17 protein-coding genes are annotated in these 17663 nt (G+C 33.6%); 8 read left to right on the top strand and 9 right to left on the bottom strand.

The window, feature by feature from the left end:
- Nucleotides 1-29: 29 nt before the first annotated feature.
- A complete protein-coding gene (locus ACEWK1_RS01545) occupies nt 30-218 on the top strand; it encodes a hypothetical protein (protein ID WP_121661174.1) in 189 nt (62 codons plus the stop codon).
- 124 nt (nt 219-342) lie between these two features.
- Here the strand turns inward: ACEWK1_RS01545 and ACEWK1_RS01550 are convergent, their stop codons facing one another.
- Nucleotides 343-471: a hypothetical protein gene (locus tag ACEWK1_RS01550; protein ID WP_257535971.1), complete on the bottom strand. Its 129-nt coding sequence runs from the start codon at nt 469-471 to the stop codon at nt 343-345.
- 132 nt (nt 472-603) lie between these two features.
- On the opposite strand from ACEWK1_RS01550, the gene ACEWK1_RS01555 reads away from it, so the two are divergent.
- Nucleotides 604-1080, top strand: a complete 477-nt coding sequence (locus ACEWK1_RS01555) for a DinB family protein (protein WP_251401448.1) — start codon at nt 604-606, stop codon at nt 1078-1080.
- Nucleotides 1081-1115: 35 nt separating this feature from the next.
- Here the strand turns inward: ACEWK1_RS01555 and ACEWK1_RS01560 are convergent, their stop codons facing one another.
- Nucleotides 1116-1559: a hypothetical protein gene (locus ACEWK1_RS01560; RefSeq protein ID WP_232273519.1), complete on the bottom strand. Its 444-nt coding sequence runs from the start codon at nt 1557-1559 to the stop codon at nt 1116-1118.
- 174 nt (nt 1560-1733) lie between these two features.
- Nucleotides 1734-2723, bottom strand: a complete 990-nt coding sequence (locus tag ACEWK1_RS01565; protein WP_121661176.1) for a GGDEF domain-containing protein — start codon at nt 2721-2723, stop codon at nt 1734-1736.
- A 236-nt stretch (nt 2724-2959) separates the two neighbouring features.
- On the opposite strand from ACEWK1_RS01565, the gene ACEWK1_RS01570 reads away from it, so the two are divergent.
- Nucleotides 2960-4207 carry an ATP-binding protein gene (locus ACEWK1_RS01570; protein WP_416635395.1) on the top strand — a complete coding sequence of 416 codons (1248 nt, stop codon included), beginning with the start codon at nt 2960-2962 and terminating at the stop codon, nt 4205-4207.
- Nucleotides 4208-4711: 504 nt separating this feature from the next.
- Here ACEWK1_RS01570 and ACEWK1_RS01575 read toward each other — a convergent pair.
- A complete protein-coding gene (locus ACEWK1_RS01575; RefSeq protein ID WP_121661178.1) occupies nt 4712-5110 on the bottom strand; it encodes a hypothetical protein in 399 nt (132 codons plus the stop codon).
- 113 nt (nt 5111-5223) lie between these two features.
- Complete coding sequence (locus ACEWK1_RS01580) at nt 5224-6510, bottom strand: NCS2 family permease (RefSeq protein WP_121661179.1); 1287 nt, start codon at nt 6508-6510, stop codon at nt 5224-5226.
- 359 nt (nt 6511-6869) lie between these two features.
- Here ACEWK1_RS01580 and ACEWK1_RS01585 point away from each other — a divergent pair, with 359 nt between their 5' ends.
- The 3 genes from ACEWK1_RS01585 to ACEWK1_RS01595 all read left to right on the top strand — a co-directional run bounded on the left by ACEWK1_RS01585 (nt 6870) and on the right by ACEWK1_RS01595 (nt 9299).
- On the top strand, nt 6870-7520 hold the full coding sequence (locus tag ACEWK1_RS01585) for a glycoside hydrolase domain-containing protein (RefSeq protein WP_121664921.1): 651 nt from the start codon (nt 6870-6872) through the stop codon (nt 7518-7520).
- Nucleotides 7521-7702: 182 nt separating this feature from the next.
- Complete coding sequence (locus ACEWK1_RS01590) at nt 7703-8608, top strand: chemotaxis protein (protein ID WP_121661180.1); 906 nt, start codon at nt 7703-7705, stop codon at nt 8606-8608.
- A 133-nt stretch (nt 8609-8741) separates the two neighbouring features.
- Nucleotides 8742-9299, top strand: a complete 558-nt coding sequence (locus tag ACEWK1_RS01595) for an HD domain-containing protein (RefSeq protein ID WP_257535972.1) — start codon at nt 8742-8744, stop codon at nt 9297-9299.
- Nucleotides 9300-9384: 85 nt separating this feature from the next.
- Here ACEWK1_RS01595 and ACEWK1_RS01600 read toward each other — a convergent pair whose 3' ends face one another.
- From ACEWK1_RS01600 to ACEWK1_RS01615, 4 genes are all read right to left on the bottom strand, one after another.
- Nucleotides 9385-9867: a YkyB family protein gene (locus ACEWK1_RS01600; protein WP_121661181.1), complete on the bottom strand. Its 483-nt coding sequence runs from the start codon at nt 9865-9867 to the stop codon at nt 9385-9387.
- 184 nt (nt 9868-10051) lie between these two features.
- The gene (locus ACEWK1_RS01605) at nt 10052-11482 is read right to left on the bottom strand and encodes an HD domain-containing phosphohydrolase (RefSeq protein ID WP_257535973.1); all 1431 of its coding nucleotides are present in this window, start codon (nt 11480-11482) and stop codon (nt 10052-10054) included.
- Nucleotides 11483-11694: 212 nt separating this feature from the next.
- Complete coding sequence (locus ACEWK1_RS01610; RefSeq protein ID WP_121661183.1) at nt 11695-12987, bottom strand: MFS transporter; 1293 nt, start codon at nt 12985-12987, stop codon at nt 11695-11697.
- A 97-nt stretch (nt 12988-13084) separates the two neighbouring features.
- The gene (locus tag ACEWK1_RS01615; protein ID WP_121661184.1) at nt 13085-13579 is read right to left on the bottom strand and encodes a L,D-transpeptidase family protein; all 495 of its coding nucleotides are present in this window, start codon (nt 13577-13579) and stop codon (nt 13085-13087) included.
- A 200-nt stretch (nt 13580-13779) separates the two neighbouring features.
- Between ACEWK1_RS01615 and ppx the strand changes: the two genes are divergently transcribed.
- Both ppx and ACEWK1_RS01625 read left to right on the top strand, forming a co-directional pair.
- Nucleotides 13780-15309, top strand: a complete 1530-nt coding sequence (gene ppx / locus ACEWK1_RS01620) for an exopolyphosphatase (protein WP_121661185.1) — start codon at nt 13780-13782, stop codon at nt 15307-15309.
- A 238-nt stretch (nt 15310-15547) separates the two neighbouring features.
- On the top strand, nt 15548-17659 hold the full coding sequence (locus ACEWK1_RS01625) for an RNA degradosome polyphosphate kinase (RefSeq protein WP_416635401.1): 2112 nt from the start codon (nt 15548-15550) through the stop codon (nt 17657-17659).
- The last annotated feature ends 4 nt before the right edge of the window (nt 17660-17663 follow it).

A 17663-nucleotide genomic window follows, 5' to 3' on the forward strand; every position in this document is an offset into this window, starting at 1 on the left:
TACTTATTTACTAGAAGAGGTGGTAAATGATGAATGATATGAACTCATTATTAACCGAAGAAGAACAAAAAATCATTACGAAATTAGAATCAGAAATGCTTTTTGCCCTTACTGTCGCACATATGACTTTTTATAAAAATGAAATCCAAGCAATCATTTCACAGGCAAAACGTAGAAATTCCTTTCTTGAGAAGCTCGAAAAAGAAGCTTTAGTATAAAAATGAGGTTCCTTCATGACTTGAGAAAAAGTCTAAAAGGGAACCTCATTTTTATTTGAGTGATAATGACTATCATCCTAAGTAATTCTTCATAAGGAATATGATAGGTCTTTTTAATTAGTTCTTATTGATTACGAGGGCGTGTTTTTTCTGCCTTTTTATTTGTAGAAGTAAGTTCTTTTGAGAACTCAGGGTCTGTTAAAGGTTTTGCTGTTTGAAGACCTGATTTTGTACGTACATTTCTCTTTGTCATGTATGTGCCTCCTAAAATAATCTAACAATACTCTTTTATTTTTAACGAATCATATCATTTTATTTTAGCAATTTCTACCTTAATGGAGGTATGATAGAAGAAAGGTGTTTCTGAAAAGAGGAGGTTTAATTAATGAATAATCACAGTTTAAGTATTGCTTATCACAAGTGGGCAACTCTAAAGGTGGTAGGGCATATCCGAACCTTACCCAAAGAGATACATAAACAAGAAATAAAAAGTGTGTTCCCCTCATTATTTGATACATTATTACACATGTTAGAGGTAGATGAACTATGGCTAACAAGAATAAAAAATAGAGCAATTAGTGTAAATGAAAATAATACAATTGAACAACTATTTGCAAATTATGTAGCGTTATTAAATGAATATGAACAACTAGGCCATGATGTTTTGGATCGATTAGTTACATATAAAAGCTCAGATGGAATAGAATATGAAAATATATGTTATGAGATTATTCAACATGTAGTAAACCATGGTACCTATCATAGAGGAAATATTTCAGCTATGTTAAGACAATTAGGAAATAAAACAATATCTACAGATTATATTTATTTTCTTAGAGAGAGAGCGGACATAGAAAGGTAGCACAAAAGGAACCGTAACAACGGTTCCTTTAAGTGTTAACGACAACTAAATGATTGAATACGATCTAAATCAATACCAAAATAAACCCAACGATATTGACGTCTGCGCCAACGATATCCCGCGATAGAGTTGCGCCCTACAAATGTTGGATAAAACCAGAAGCCACGTCCATTGTTTAAACGAATAAATGTGTATCGATATAAACAACCACGAATTCCACCTGGATCTACAGCAAATACACTTGCTTGACCTTGTGATTGAAGTGGTGGAATTTCACTTGGTGGTGGACCAGGGGGAGGACCTGCTTGATCAAACCCACCTCCAAACCCACCTTGACCGTAGCCAGGTGGTCCAAATGGAGCTTGTTGATCAAAATCATTTTGTGGACCAAAAGGATATTGATCAAAACCATTACCAACCGGTGGCCCATAAGGCGGGAATCCGGGCACTTGAATTGAAAACTGACGATATGGATACATATTTTTCTCTCCTTTCATGAACCTTCGTATTACAATATGCAATAAAACTAGATAGGTGAGTGTCCCGGATTTGTTTTTTTATTGATAAGTGAGGCAGGTTATTTTTTCTGATAAAGCACGGTGGAATAAAAAAAGATAATGAAAAAGAAATTTCTTCTCCATTATCTTTACTTATTATTGTTGCGGTGTACAACAATCTCTTTTAGCATTTAAATCATAGCTAACATAACAGCTATCTTCTTGTAACTTACAGAGTTTCTTTACTTCTGCAGCAATTTTACTAATCTCATCAATTGAATGGTAAATATGATTTTGATTTGTAATAGTAGCTATAGAGAGAGCTACTAATGGTATTTTGTTGAACTTACCGTTACGGTCTTTTGTGTAAACATACTTATTGTTCCAGTCATGAGGGTCATAATATTGTTTAATGCGAATTTCATATTCTTGGATAATAAGCTGGCAAATCTCTTCATAATGGTAATGAGGAAGAATTGCTACAAAATCATCTCCACCAATGTGTCCAACAAAGGCATCTCTATCATCAATTAATAGAATGTTTTTGCTTAATAGGTTGGCTACTTCTTTTATTAACAAATCACCCTTTTTAAATCCATATGTGTCGTTGTATTCCTTGAAATGATCAAGGTCAACATAAAGAAATGAAAATTCTTTTTGTTTATTTTTCAGAAATTCATTCATCTTTTCTTCAATAAGAACATTTCCAGGTAATCCTGATAAGGGGTTAGTATACATTGCTTGATTTACTTGTACTTCTGCTAGTTTAATGAGCAGGTTTTTAATGCTGACTATCCCCTTTAGCATTTGATCTTTCGTTACAACTACATAATCATACAGGTTTTTTTGGCTTCGTCCCATTGCTTTTGAACTAACGACAGCAATCGATTCAGTATGTTCGACCATAAGTGGAGCTGTGTCCATGACTAGGTCAATTGATCTCCCCATAAAAAGATCAAAACCGTATTTGGTAGAAATTTTCTGGTAAAATTGTGCTTTCATGACAAGTCCAACTGGTTGATTTTCACTGGCAACGACGATTCCTTCAAGATCGGGTAAATCTTCAAAAATCTGATTTACCTCAGAACTCTTGGTTTTAATTGAAACAACTGGTACGTTTTCGATAATATCTCCTATGGTTACCATTTATTCACGACTCCTATTTGATGAACAGGCTGATGTATTACCTACTATTTTACTATAAAAACAGAAAATTTTTGTTAAATAAATGTAAATTTTTCAATTTTGAAAAATAATATAAATGATTTCTCTTATTCAAGTGAAGTAAATAGGTATAAATATCTATATTGCTTTTTTTCCTAAAACATTGATATCCTATACTTATTATAAGAATTATTGAATATCATCATTGGAGGATCATTTTGTTATCACTTATAAAACCACTTATTGTGAATATTACCATTTTATTTTCATTAACATTTAATGCTAATTTGTTCTTACCATTTCAAAAAAACGTTAAACTAACCTTAAAATATAAATCAATATATGGTTTTTTAGGTGCATTTGGTGCATTGTTATGTATGGCTTATCCTATAGAGACGTTAGGAGAAACAAATTTTGATTTGCGTATGATTGCTATTATGGTTGTAACCTTATATGCTGGGTGGATTCCTGGGAGTATTATTGTTACGATTGTATCAATTGCCCGATTTATTATCGGAGGATCTTTTTTACATATTGGAATTATTGTTTCTATAGGTGCTTTTGTTATTTCTTTATTGTTTAGAAAACAGTATTTGAATGCAACAAATCGTTTTGTAAGTGCTTCATATATTTCAATAATTTATTTTTTATTTTATATAATCGTGATTTATATTAATATCGATTTCTTAGATGCGAAGTTTTACTATATTTATTTTTTAGCCTTTTATGGTACATATATGGCTACGATCTTTATCATTGAAACCTTAATGAAGTCCAATAAACAATTTGATGAAATGGTTTATATGGATAAGCTTACAACAACAGGTCAAATGGCAGCATCAATTGCTCATGAAATACGTAATCCTATCACTACTGTAAGAGGTTTTATCCAGTTAATTCAACAAGATACTTTTGACCAAAAATTAAAAAAGTTTGCTCCTCTTATACTGGAGGAATTGGATCGCACAAATAATATCATTACTAATTATTTGAAGTTAGCGAAACCAGAGTCTTTTGAATTAACGAAGGTAGAACTAAATGCAATCCTAAGTGATTCTATAGAATTATTACGTCCTTTAGGCACCTTCTCAAACGTATCCATTGAGTTTACTCCTTTTAAAGAAAGTTGCTTTGTAAATGGGGATATACAGCATATAAAACAATCTTTACTAAATATTATAAAAAATGCGATTGAGTCCATTGAAGAATATGGAGTGATCGTTATTCGAACTGATATAGATCGAAATGAAGGAAGGGCTGTTATTACCATTGAAGATAATGGAAAAGGGATGACAAAAGAAGAATTAAAGCATATTGGTTTACCTTTTTACACAACCAAAACAAAAGGTACAGGTTTAGGAAGTATGATCACAAATCGGCTAATTCGACAAATTGGAGGAACGATAGAATATAGTAGTGAATTAGGAAAAGGAACTGCTGTTACAGTTACTTTTCAATTAGTCTAGCTGTTACTTTTCATAAATAAAAAGCTAACAACTCTTTGTCATCTTCAGACTGTAGACAAACTCGATAAAAATCGGGCTTGCCTAGAGTCTTTTTATTTTGGTTTGAGGTGGAAAGCTGGCTGTTGATTTCCGTTCCAGGCGCTTCGCTTTCCGCGGGGCTGGCGGTGAGCCTCCTCGTCGCTAGCTCCTGCGGGGTCTCACCTGTCCAGCTGCTCCCGCAGGAGTCTGCGCGCCTTCCACACTTCAATCAACAGAAACTTTAAATTTTATGTGCAGCAGTAATAAAACATAATATAAAATGGACTTATATAGCGCATGGGGTTGGAGTGGTCCTGAAGTATTCCACGACCAACAAAGAAGGATGGACATTGGAGGGTACAGTTAAAGCATAAAAAGCATAAAAACAGTCTATACCCAAAGACAAAAGGGGTTTGAAATATGACCATTCCAAACCCCCTTTCGTCTACAACCTGAAGCTGACAACTCTATGTCAGCTTCTTTTTATTATCGTTGTAATTTTTCGACCTTTTGGGTTGTTAAGTCTACCATGTACCATGCTTCACTATTTTCTTTTTCACCATCAAGTGAATATACATGGATTATATAATGGCCATTCTCTAAGTGATCATATTGAACAATTGTGTTTTCATTATGTTCCGAACCTATCTTCTTCTTAACTAATTTCTCAGCTTCAGTAGGATGTAGCGGATCATCGTTTTCATCTAAATTTACTTCTTCTCTTGATTCAACTAGTAGGTCATCATTTCTCTTTATTTCATCGTTTCCTGTTTGAAGTAAGCCTTGTTCCTGCTCTACTTCTGATCCATTCATTGCTTCATCTTGGTTATTCGTATTACAAGCTGTACAAAGTAGAACAGTCATAAATATAACAAGATATTTCATAATCCACCTCGCGACTTTTATCATAACTCATGCTTATTTTGTTAAATCAGCGTGCAATTTATTCGAAATGAGTACGGATCAAAAAATAAAAAAGACAGACATATCCGTCTGTCCTAATGAAGTGAATGAAAGATAAAGTTTAACAAAAATAACAATGCAATAATATAAAGAGGTGGTTTAACATCTGTTTGTCTTTTAAGTACAATCTTTAAGATCGGATACATAATAAAGCCGAATGCCATACCATCTACAATACTATAGGTAAATGGTATTAATGCAATAATCAGGAATGCTGGGAAGCTCTCACTAAAGTCATTTAAATCAATATGCTGGATATTTTGTATCATTAAACTTCCAATTAATATTAGTATAGGAGCTATCGCGCTATCGGGAATTATTCTTACAAATGGTAAAAATAAAAGTGAAGTTAAAAACAAAACTCCTGTTGTAAGTGATGTTAAACCAGTTCTTCCACCAGCGGTAATTCCAGCTGCTGTCTCAACAGTACTTACCGTTGGGCTTGAGCCAAAAATCCCAGAGGTAATTGTTGATAATGCGTTAGCTTGTAAAGATCGATTATATCGCTGTGGACGATCAATCATATGTACCTGACCAAATACTAAGCCAATGTTTTCAAATACGATAACCATTGTTAAAGAAAATGTTGCTGTCCAGAAAGCTATATCAATCATATTTGCAAAAGACATAGCAAAAAAAACCTCTTTATACATAACAAATGCATCAACTGATTTAAAAGTAAAATCATAGTTGAGCTGACCAAAGCATGCTGAAAGAATTGTCCCAAATAAAATACTAATTAGAAAGTTACCAGGTATTTGTTTGGAAAATAATATAACAGTTGCGATTAAAGTGATGAGAGTCAAAAAGACAGTGGGTTCACTAAAATCACCTAAAGCTACGTATGTTTCTTTACTTAAAACAACAATGCCGCCTTTTTGTAGACCTATAAACGTTAAGAAAAACCCAATTCCAACTGTTATGGCTTCTTTTAAAGAAAGTGGAATTGACTCCGAGATTATTGTTGAAAGCTTTGTAAAGGCAATAATAGTAAAAAGAATACCGGAAACAAAGACAACGGCCAAACCTTCTTGCCAAGTTAGCCCCATCCCCAACACAATAGTGTAAGTAAAAAGTGCGTTTACTCCCATGCCTGGCACAAGAATTATAGGCGTATTTCCGAATAACCCCATAATGAAACAACCCGCGACAGATGTTAGAACTGTTGCTATTATCCCTGCTTCTAAAGGTATCCCGGCATCTGCTAAGATAGAAGCATTAACAACGACAATATAGACTATAGTGAAAAAAGAAACGGATCCAGCAAGTATTTCCTGTTTTATAGACGTTTTATTTTCAGTTAATCGAAAAAACTTATCCAATGTAGACCTTCCTTAATTGTGCCCCTCAACCCAACCCGTTGAAACCGATAAAACGATTCACAACAGGATTATAACAAGAGTGTCACAAAATTGCATTTCATTTTTATTTCTTTATATTTACAAAGTACATTACTATCATGTCATAGATTTTATATAAACATGTAAACAACTTAGAAAATAGACCAATTATGAACTCAATAAGGCTATTTCGTTTCATAATTTTTAAATAAAACAAGTTTAGAAGTGAGGTTGAATGAATGGAAATGGAGTGAAAAGAGGGGGATTTATTAATTATATGTTTGAGACAACCCTGATCTTTCATATACATGTGTAGAGCGTAGAGAAAGGGTGTGGTGTCTCTGGCACGAAAAGTTTGGGGTGTTGATTCAGCAAATACAGTTAATCAAGAGTTATTAGATTGTGTAAAAAAACGTTTTGGTTCACCTAAGTTTTGGGGGAGATACTTAACAGATATTCCTAACGTTTCAAACGGTTTAACTAAACAGGAAATTACATTAATCAGAAGCAAGGGAATAAAAGTATTACCTATTTATAATGTTATTAGAGAAGCCGTCGGCTATGATGAAGCACAAATTGCTGTAAGAAATGCTGTTTATCATGCTAGAAGGCTAGATTTACCTAAAGGAACCGTTCTGTTTGCAAATGTTGAGAATTTCTTTAATGTTGATTCAGCTTGGATAAGAGGATGGGTCGAAACACTATTACCGACCGGATATCGATCGGGATTTTATCATGATCCGGTAGAAGGAGATTTTACTCAAGCTTATTGTCAGGCTGTTCAGCAAAATAAAGAGATTGCCCTAGAAGCGATTTTATGGAGTACGGAACCTGAACCTGGAGTAACATCAGAAAGAAAAGCCCCTAGATTTAATCCGGCAACTCCAAATTGTAAGGCAAATGTTTGGGTATGGCAATATGGTAGGGGTGCAACGAAATGCCAGATAGACACTAATCTGGCAGATGAAAGAGTATTAAATTATTTATATTAATATAAAAGCTTGGAATGAAATCCAAGCTTTTGCTTATAGACTGAATTAAGATGTTCAATTTAAATACTAAAACAACTGCTAAGACTTGGTATTTCTTATAAACTCCAATAAAATCCTTTAAGTTTTTAAAATATTTGCCGATATAATAAGTACAAATGTATTTAGATGGAAGGAAGAAGAAAATGGATCAACAAAAAGGGATTTTACTTGAGAGTGGAACAAATGAACTTGAAATTGTAGAGTTTAGTGTAGGTAAAAATAAATTTGGTATTAATGTTATTAAAGTAAAAGAGATTATTCAGCCAGTACAAGTAACGCAAATACCACATTCACATCCAAATGTGGAAGGAATAATAGATATCAGAGGCGAAATTTTGCCTGTCGTAAGCGTTTCTAGAGCGTTAGGTTTTGGACAAGATGAAGCAGTAAAAGATGAAAAATTTATAGTGACAGAATTTAATCAAACAAAAGTTGTTTTTCATGTACATGCAGTTACACAAATTCACCGAATTTCATGGGATAAAATTGAAAAGCCATCTGGAATGTATCAAGGCTTGGAAAGTCAAATTACAGGAGTAGTAAAAATTAACGGAGAGATGATTCTTCTGTTAGACTTTGAAAAAATTGTTGTTGATATCAATCCAGAGTCAGGGATTAATGTTGAAAGTGTAAAAAAGCTCGGGACAAGAGAAAGATCTGAAAAAAAATTAGTTATTGCAGAAGATTCACCGTTATTACGTAAATTACTACAGGAAACACTTAATGAAGCTGGATTTCAATATATCGAATTTTTTGAAAATGGAAAAGATGCACTCTCCTATTTAAAGTCGATTGTAGAGGCAGGCAAAGCAATCGAAGACGAGGTGCAATTAATTATTACTGATATTGAAATGCCCCAAATGGATGGACACCATTTAACAAGAAGAATAAAGGATGATCCATCATTAAGTATTTTACCAGTCATTATTTTTTCTTCCTTAATTACAAATGACCTTCGCCATAAGGGACAGATGGTAGGGGCAAGTGAGCAAATTAGTAAACCTGAAATTAGCACTCTTGTACAAAATATCGATCAGTATGTACTTTAATATACGAAAGACTGCATAACATGCAGTCTTTTTGCTCGTTAGAAGAAAAAATGTGCATTGGGGACGAATTGATCGAGATCACTCTGGTTTATAATAAAGCAATCATTTAGTTATTTTTGGGTAAGGTGAAGAAATGGAGATTATCCTAAAAGCAAGAGATCTTGCTAAGAAGGAACATAATGGACAAAAAAGAAAAATAAGTGGAAAACCATATTTTACACATGTAGAAAATGTGGCAGCTATACTTAAACAATCCGGTTTTCCTGATAGCGTCGTTGCAGCAGGATATTTGCATGATGTTATTGAGGATACAGACGTATCCCAAGAAGATATTAGAGAGATATTTGGTGAGGAGATCTTACAGCTTGTTTTACATAATACAGAAAACAAAGATTTGGAATGGGAGCAAAGAAAACAAGCTACGATTCTAAAAGCAAAAGAATCATCGTTTGAAATTAAAGCATTAATAGCAGCGGATAAACTAGATAATAGTCAGGATTTACTGAACTACTACCAACAATATGGAGACAAAGTCTGGGATTTTTTTAATAGAGGGTATGAAAAACAAGCTTGGTATTATAAGGGCTTAACAGAAGCATTATTTAAAAATGTAAATGAAACGGAAGTTCCTTATTTTTTTCATATTCTTAGAAGTAATGTTGAAAGGCTATTTACTCAAGAAGAAATGTAATTTACCTGATTTGCATTAGTCAGTGATGAATACATACTGAAAGGCAAAAGAAAAAGCCACTTACATTTATGTGGCTTTTTTGTATTTATCTGTAGCTCTCGCCTAATCTTTTGAAAACCGGCTTTTCATATGTACGTGCTTTGTTCGTACGATAATTGTGTGTGTTAGGTTTTTTCTCTTCCTTCATTCCAACATAATTTTGTAAGAGAATCTTGGCCTTTGTTAAGGACATGTGTGTTTTTGGGTTACGATAAGTTGAATTTAATGAACCTAAATGTGGAAGTTGATCGAAGTCGTCTTTTGTAGGAGGCATATGAAAGTAATACTCCCCAGCTAAAACTAAAACATCAGATTGCTGTTGGCTGAATTTTGGATTATTTGAAAAGTGAAGTCCTTTTTTAGTTGCTTTTCCTTCTTGAACAAGCTTAAGTAATGCTTTCTTTTTTAAAGCATAAAGATATTTTGGGTTTGGTGCAGTTTTTGCATGACGGTTAACTACGTAAATAGCACGTGCGAGGTTTTCAATTGTTGGGTTTAATCTTGGATCGAGCCGCTTATGATCGTCCATTGGTTCTCTCCTTTTCTTGTTACACTTTCAGTTTGTATCTATCTTATATAAATTATACTTGGTCAGTAGTAAAATGCAACTAGAAAAGGGTATTTAATTGCAAAAATTCATTAAAGTCTGTAAATAGAAGCATAAGTCAGCATAAGTCAAAACGAATGCTTCTATGATACATTTTCTAAAAAAGTTATACGCTTTTCTTAAGCTGATCGCTAACTAAGTGTTCATTTTGTCTCATATAGTTTATGAAAAGTTGAGCATATTTTGGATCCCATTGAGACCCTTTTCCTTCTTCTATAATTGCTAGGGCTTTTTGAATAGGCATCCCTTTACGATATGGACGATCAGATGTCATAGCATCAAAAGCATCGGCAACGGCCATAATTCTACCGAAGAGAGGAATCTCTTTCCCTAGAAGACCTTCCGGATAACCTAATCCGTCATATCGTTCATGGTGATATTTTACACCTGGTATAAGTGCATCCATCTCCTCTTTAGGCTGAACTTGGGAGAGAATGGTTGCTCCGATAACAGGATGGGTTTTTATCTCATTAAATTCTTCATCCGTTAAACGACCATCTTTCAATAAGATATCATCTCTAATTCCTATTTTTCCAATATCATGTAATAAAGCAGATTTTCTTAATAAATCTAGTGTTTCCTTATTTAGCTGAGCTTGCTCACCAATTAATACTGAATATTTTGCTACCCGTACTGAATGACCAGCAGTATATGGATCACGTGCATCTAGTGCCAAAGCTAGTGTTGTAAAAAGACTGTCTAATAATTGTTTGTTAATTTGATCTCTTCGTTTAAGACCGCTAACCATTTGATTATAGCCGGATATTAATTTGGAAAATTCATCAGAATACACATCTTTTTGATAAACAAGGTTGCCTTGCTGAATTTGTTGCATCGCATTTTCAAGCGTTTGGATAGGTTCTGCTATATTATGAAATAATAAATAAGCACCATAAAAAGCAAATAATATCGAAACAACTAAAACGATAACAGCCCAACTCCAGTATTCTGTCAATAATGGGATAGAGGCTTCGGTAAATCGAAAATGAGTGGCTAAGCTAAACAATAACAAAGGAAAAACACCTATAAAAATGGCACTGTACAATACTTTCTTTTGAATTGAAATGTATATATGTGATTGATGTGAAAAGTCCATGTTATATAAATTTTGACTTTGATCTCTAATGTAAACGAGTATTGGCTGTATGGCCTTCGTGGCTAAGAAGAATTCAATAATAGCATGCATCCCTGCTATAAGAACAGAGGCACCGAAAGCAATTCCAACATAATACAGAGGAAAAGGAAGCATTTCATTGTTAATATAAATGTAGCTCATTGCCATGGCAGGTATAGAAAATCCAAATAAATGTGGACCGAAAATTCTATAAACACTAAGAATAGGTAATCGATGTGCTTGTTTATAAGATAATCTTAAGTCTTCATGTGATGGCTGATCATTCAAGAATGTTCTTTTTATTGGCTTGATCATAAGTGAAAATACAATACTTTCAAGTGAAAGCATACATAAAAGTGAAAGGCACATTATTTTACCCAATAAAATGGTTTCATTTAGTTGAACATCTATTGTTGTAAACATGAAAAGTGCCCCAACTCCAAAAACTGCAAGTAAGGACCCAAATAGATAGTTTCTAAGGAGTATCAGTAAAAAGTGTTTAAAAATTGTCTGTCGCATTTTGCTCACAACCTAACATAAATGGTAAAGAAAAAGTGTCTCCATATATATCGGATAAAAATAAAAAATATTAAGGGGAATAAAAGACAAGGATGACTCATCGTGAAGTCATCCTTCTATATTGAGGAGATGTTGGTAGCTTTACGAGCATTATGATTTAATTTTCTTTGTTTTCTCTCAAATGCCTCACTTAATTTTGGTAATGTGAAGGCATAGAAGAGGGAAACTAGTAAAATTATAGCTGCAATTCCGTAATAAAGAAAATCAATTTCCTCAATGATTTTCGGAAATAAAAGAGCGATAAGACCTAATGTCATAGATTGTGCAAACATCATTAGTGGGTCAATCCAGCCACTAACACGGCCCATAAGTTTAGGATGAACAATTTTAGGCATCCAGCCGCCAATTGCTATATTAATTGGTCCTAAGCATGTCCCAATAATAAACACGATTATAAGAAAGGTCGATATTTTATCTGTAAAACCTAAAAAGAAAACGAGCAAACTTGTTAGAAAGATTGGAAAGATCATTAATTGATGTGGCTTAAACTTCGAGGCAATTAATGTTCCAAGACCACTTCCTGTTAATAACCCTAAACCTAAAGAAATGGCGAAAAGGGATGCATACCATTCATAGTTTGTAGGTGAGAGTTCATATTTCATTGTAAACATAGGTAAAATAGCAAATGCTCCATTAAAAAAGCCAAAAACAAAAAAACCAAAGATTAAAGAAGCTAACAGTCGATTTTTAATAATATAGAGTATTCCATCTTTAAAGTCGACAAATGAAGATTTAATACTAACATCTTTCCATTTTAACCTTCCGTTAGGGAGTCTTGCAGAAGATGGTATCTGACATGACCTAATAAGTAAGCCAGAGATAATAAAGCTTACAAAGTCAACAGCAACTGCACCGTGTATCCCGATTGTTTTATACATTGCAGCACCTATGCCGACTCCAAATACCATAAAAATACTAAAAAGCATTTGATTTAGTCCAGCTGCTTGTGCATATTGATCTTTGTTTAAAATCCCTTGAACAAGACTATTTTCAGCAGGGAAAAAGAATTTTGTTACAGCACTTCTTAAGAAAAGTACCAGAAAGATAAGAGGGATAGAGTTAGTAAACAGTGAACCAAATAAGATAACGGTTAAAGCTGCCCGTATCCAGTCACAATTTTCAGCTACTTTCTTACGATCAAATCTGTCTGCGACAACTCCAACGATGAAAAAAACGAGAATGGTAGGTAATGAGTACATCAGCTCTGCTATTGTTGCATAAGAAGGCTGATGACTAAAATGATCCAGTAAATAAAAGGCAAAAGCCATATTTCCTATTGTTGTACCCATTTGCGAAAAAAGGGCAGCATAGAATAATTTAACAAAGTTACGATTACGAAAAATTTTCATTTGTTCGCTCCTTATATCCTTCGTCCGTATCTACAATTGTCATTATAAGGTAACAAATAACGTTTGGATACGTAAATTACAAAATCTTAATAAAATCTTAAGGTCTAATCATGACACTAGTACCATTAGGAACTAGTGAAGCCAGTTCTAAAACATCGCTGTTATACATTCTAATACATCCTTGTGAAACGGCTTTACCAATAGAAGATGGGTTGTTTGTTCCATGTATACCATAGTGGATTTTAGACAAGGAAAGCCACATTGCCCCAAAAGGTCCACCAGGGTTTGGTTCCCGATTTACAATGACAAAATCTCCTACAGGTGTTGAACTAACCATTTTTCCTACGGCAATAGGGTATTCTTTCATAACTTGTCCGTTTCTGTTTAGGGTTAAACGTTTTTTGGATATAGATATTTGTATCGAATAAGGAATGGTATCAGGATTAGGTAATCCTGGAATTGTTATTTTTTGTCCAATATAGATAATATTAGGATTTTGAATTGAGTTTGCTGCTAATAGCTTATTTATAGTAGTTCGGTAATTAGCAGCTATCAGGGCAAGGCTTTCTCCTTGTTTAACAATATGAATCATGTTCATACCTCCATTTATAATAGACACTGTTATACAGAGATTTTTGTGAAAAAAGAAATCAATATAACTTATGTATGGATATGGTATAATGTACATTAATTTATTCCTATAAGATGACGTTTACTGTAAGATATCAAAAATAAATGTTTAAAACTTATTCGCACAGTTGTATGTAATTTATATATGTAAGGGTGTTGAAATTGAATCAAGAAAAATATGCAATAGTTGATATCGGATCAAATACAATGCGACTTGTTATTTACTTACGGGAGAAAAGCGGAAGATTAAAAGAAATTGAAAATGTAAAGGTAGTGGCACGTCTTAGAAACTATTTATCTGATGAGGGAGTGTTAATGGACGAAGGAATGTCAATTTTGATTAACACGCTTCTTAGTTTCAAGGAGGTAACAAATCATCATAAATTAGATGAGGTAAAGTGTGTGGCCACCGCTACAATTCGCCAAGCCAAAAATCAGCAAGCAGTTCTTGAAAAAGTAAAAGCTGAGACTGACTTTGTGATTAGAATCTTATCAGAGTATGAAGAAGCCTATTTTGGTTATTTAGCTGTAGTTAATACAACACCTTTTGATCATGGTATTACAATTGATATTGGTGGGGGAAGTACAGAACTTACGTACTTTGCCAATCGAAAATTAATAAGTTATCACAGTTTTCCGTTTGGAGCGCTATCTTTGAAAAAACAATTTATAAAAGGTGACGTTCCGAATACGGATGAACTAAAAGAATTAAGAGCGTATATATATAAACAGTTTCAAACACTTGATTGGGTAAAAAATAGAAAGCTTCCAATTATCGGTATTGGAGGAAGCGCGAGAAATATGGTTCAAATACACCAAGAACGTATCGGATACCCAATTGCAGGTGTTCATCAATATTTGATGAATAATGAGGACATTAATGAAATCAATCAGTATCTACAGTCATTAACGTTTTCAGAGTTACAACGAGTCGAAGGGCTTTCTAAGGACCGAGCAGATATTATCATTCCTGCTGTTGAGGTGTTTCATTGTTTAGTTGAGATCGTAAACACAAATAAGTTTGCATTAAGTAAAAAAGGTTTGCGAGATGGTGTTTTCTTTGAGGAACTTACAAAGGAATTTGGAATAAGTATTTTCCCTAATGTGATTGAAGAGAGTTTCTATGAATTGGCAACAGATTACAGCATTAACTTAAACCATGTTTTTCATGTAACAACAAATGCATTAATGATAACTACTCTTCTTCATAAAGCTGAATTAGCTTCATTTAATAAAGAAGATGAGCTATTACTTAAAAGAGGGGCATTTGTTTATGACCTTGGCTCATATATTGACTCGGAATCAAGCAGTCAACATACTTTCTACCTCCTAGCTAATAGAACAATTGACGGGTTGCTTCATCGAGATCGTATTATTATCGCATTGATTGCCTCTTATACAAGTAAAACAAATTTTAAAAGATATGTTTCTTCATATAGTGATTGGTTCACAAAAGATGAGTTAGCAAAGTATAGAATGTTAGGAGCTATATTAAAATTTGCATATAGCTTAAATGCGACGAAAAGAAATATTATTAGAACCCTTGATTTGAAACTTGAGCAGGGGAAGTTGGTTTTCAATGTTATATGTAACAGAGATTGGAAGCCAGAGCAATATCAAGTTGAAAAGCAAAAGAAACATTTGGAAAAAGTATTGAAAAGGTCAATATCTATTAATTTTATTGAAGAATAAAAAGATAAATCACTGTTGATAGTAAATGTCGAATGATTGTTTTTTGTACTGTTAAGTTGGTAAGAACTACTTGTTAGGAAAGTCTTGATAATCTAAAAAGGGTATTGTCTAAATTTATTCATAAGCTAGCTATTATTTACATAAAATTAATGAAAATTTACAAAAATTTTACAATTAGACTAGTACCATAGTGCTATCATGTAAACAATAGATATTTGTCGAAAAAGGGTGGCTTAAAATGAATACATTAAATAAAAACGCTATAGATCTACAGAGTCCGCTATATTATAACAACAGAGAACTAAGCTGGCTTGCTTTTAACGAACGAGTTTTGGAAGAAGCACTAGATGAGCGTAACCCTTTACTAGAAAGGTTAAAATTTTTAGCAATATTTAGTTCAAATTTAGATGAGTTTTTCATGGTTCGTGTAGCGGGATTAAAAGACCAAGTAAAAGCAGGTTTTAATAAGCCGGAAAATAAGGCCGGGATGACCCCAAAACAACAACTTAACCAAATTGGGATTAGAACTCACCGCCTTGTTGAAATGCAATATGAAGCTTATAATCACCTTCTGATCCCAAATCTTGATATAGAAGCGATTCAGTTATTAAAGATGGAAGAAGTAGCTTCTGAGCAGCTACAAATTCTTGAGGAATATTTTGACGAACAAATTTTCCCTGTCCTTACTCCAATGGCCGTTGATGCATATCGGCCGTTTCCAATGCTTTTAAATAAAAGCTTAAATCTTGCTATTGTCATCGAAGATAACGATGAATATGAAGAAAATCGATATAAAACAGCTATTGTTCAAGTTCCTTCTGTTTTAGATCGCTTTGTTAAACTTTCTTCTTCAGGAACAACTCAATTTGTGCTGCTTGAAGATATTATTAGCAGGTTTATCCATAAACTTTTTAAAGGATATAAGGTGGTATCTGTATCTGTTTTCCGGATCACAAGAAATGCAGATATGACTATTCATGAAGAAGGTGCTCGTGATTTATTAAAAGAAATTGAAAAAGAGCTAAAAAAACGAAAATGGGGTGCAGCTGTTAGGCTAGAAATCCAAAAACAAGGATTTGATCGTAATATTTTACGTTATCTTACAGAAGAACTCGAAATTCATGAAAAAGATGTATATGAAATCGATGGTCCTCTAGATCTAACATACTTATTTGGTTTTGCAAAAGAAATCTCTAAAGTTAGGGAGGATCTTTTGTTTGAAACACTTATTCCCCAGCCACCACGTGATATCGGCTCAGATGAAGATATTTTTGAAAAAGTTTCAGAACAGGATGTTTTCTTGCATCATCCTTATGAATCGTTTGAGCCTGTTGTAGAATTTATTTCTGATGCAGCAGATGATCCAGATGTGCTTGCTATTAAACAAACTTTATATCGGGTTAGTGGTGATTCCCCTATTATTGAGGCGCTTATGCGTGCTGCTGAGAATGGGAAGCAAGTAACAGTTCTCGTTGAGTTAAAAGCTCGATTTGATGAGGAAAATAATGTCCAATGGGCGAAGGAGCTTGAAAAAGCTGGATGTCACGTTATTTATGGGATGACTTACTTAAAAACTCATAGTAAAATAACTCTCGTTGTTAGAAGAAAAAATAACCGAATTGAGCGATTTGTCCATCTTGGAACAGGTAATTACAATGATCAAACAGCAAAAATATATACAGATATGGGCTTGCTTACATCGAAAAGGAAATTTGGAATTGATGCTACTAATTTCTTTAACTATTTAAGTGGTTATACAGAAAAGCCTGAGTTTCACCATTTATCTGTAGCACCTTTTGACATTCGAAAGGACTTTATTCAACTTATAGATGATGAAATTAATTTCCATAAGAGATTTTCAAATGGACGGATTATTGCAAAAATGAACTCTTTAACAGATAAAGTCATCATTACAAAGCTCTATGAAGCTTCAAACGCTGGAGTGAAAATTGACTTAATTATTAGAGGAACATGCTGTTTACGTCCGGGAATAAAAGGAGTAAGTGAAAATATAAGGGTACGTAGCATTGTTGGTAGATTTTTAGAGCATAGCAGAATCTATTTCTTTCACCATAATGGAGAAGAAAAAACATTCCTATCATCCGCTGATATGATGACAAGAAATATGGAAAAGCGAGTTGAAATTTTATTTCCTATCTTTGATGGCCGAATTAAGAAACGCTTAAATCAAGTCCTAATGTCGAATTTAGCTGATAATGTAAAGGCAAGAGAGCAGGACAAAGATGGAGTATATCATTATGTTACTCGTGAGGTGGATGATGAGCCAATGATTGATAGCCAATTATTACTTTTTGGTCAGGCTTATCGTGTGCTAGAAGATGAAGAATAAATAA

This window comes from Metabacillus sp. YM-086 (assembly GCF_048059995.1).
Lineage (GTDB): Bacteria > Bacillota > Bacilli > Bacillales > Bacillaceae > Metabacillus > Metabacillus litoralis_B.

Coding starts and splice junctions, on each gene's coding strand:
- ACEWK1_RS01600 (WP_121661181.1), bottom strand. CDS start 9,867: ATGGACGATCATAAGCGGCTCGATCCAAGATTAAACCCAACAATTGAA.
- ACEWK1_RS01625 (WP_416635401.1), top strand. CDS start 15,548: ATGAATACATTAAATAAAAACGCTATAGATCTACAGAGTCCGCTATAT.
- ACEWK1_RS01605 (WP_257535973.1), bottom strand. CDS start 11,482: ATGTTTACAACAATAGATGTTCAACTAAATGAAACCATTTTATTGGGT.
- ACEWK1_RS01610 (WP_121661183.1), bottom strand. CDS start 12,987: ATGAAAATTTTTCGTAATCGTAACTTTGTTAAATTATTCTATGCTGCC.
- ACEWK1_RS01575 (WP_121661178.1), bottom strand. CDS start 5,110: ATGAAATATCTTGTTATATTTATGACTGTTCTACTTTGTACAGCTTGT.
- ACEWK1_RS01595 (WP_257535972.1), top strand. CDS start 8,742: ATGGAGATTATCCTAAAAGCAAGAGATCTTGCTAAGAAGGAACATAAT.
- ACEWK1_RS01590 (WP_121661180.1), top strand. CDS start 7,703: ATGGATCAACAAAAAGGGATTTTACTTGAGAGTGGAACAAATGAACTT.
- ACEWK1_RS01555 (WP_251401448.1), top strand. CDS start 604: ATGAATAATCACAGTTTAAGTATTGCTTATCACAAGTGGGCAACTCTA.
- ACEWK1_RS01545 (WP_121661174.1), top strand. CDS start 30: ATGAATGATATGAACTCATTATTAACCGAAGAAGAACAAAAAATCATT.
- ACEWK1_RS01565 (WP_121661176.1), bottom strand. CDS start 2,723: ATGGTAACCATAGGAGATATTATCGAAAACGTACCAGTTGTTTCAATT.
- ACEWK1_RS01560 (WP_232273519.1), bottom strand. CDS start 1,559: ATGTATCCATATCGTCAGTTTTCAATTCAAGTGCCCGGATTCCCGCCT.
- ACEWK1_RS01550 (WP_257535971.1), bottom strand. CDS start 471: ATGACAAAGAGAAATGTACGTACAAAATCAGGTCTTCAAACAGCAAAA.
- ACEWK1_RS01615 (WP_121661184.1), bottom strand. CDS start 13,579: ATGATTCATATTGTTAAACAAGGAGAAAGCCTTGCCCTGATAGCTGCT.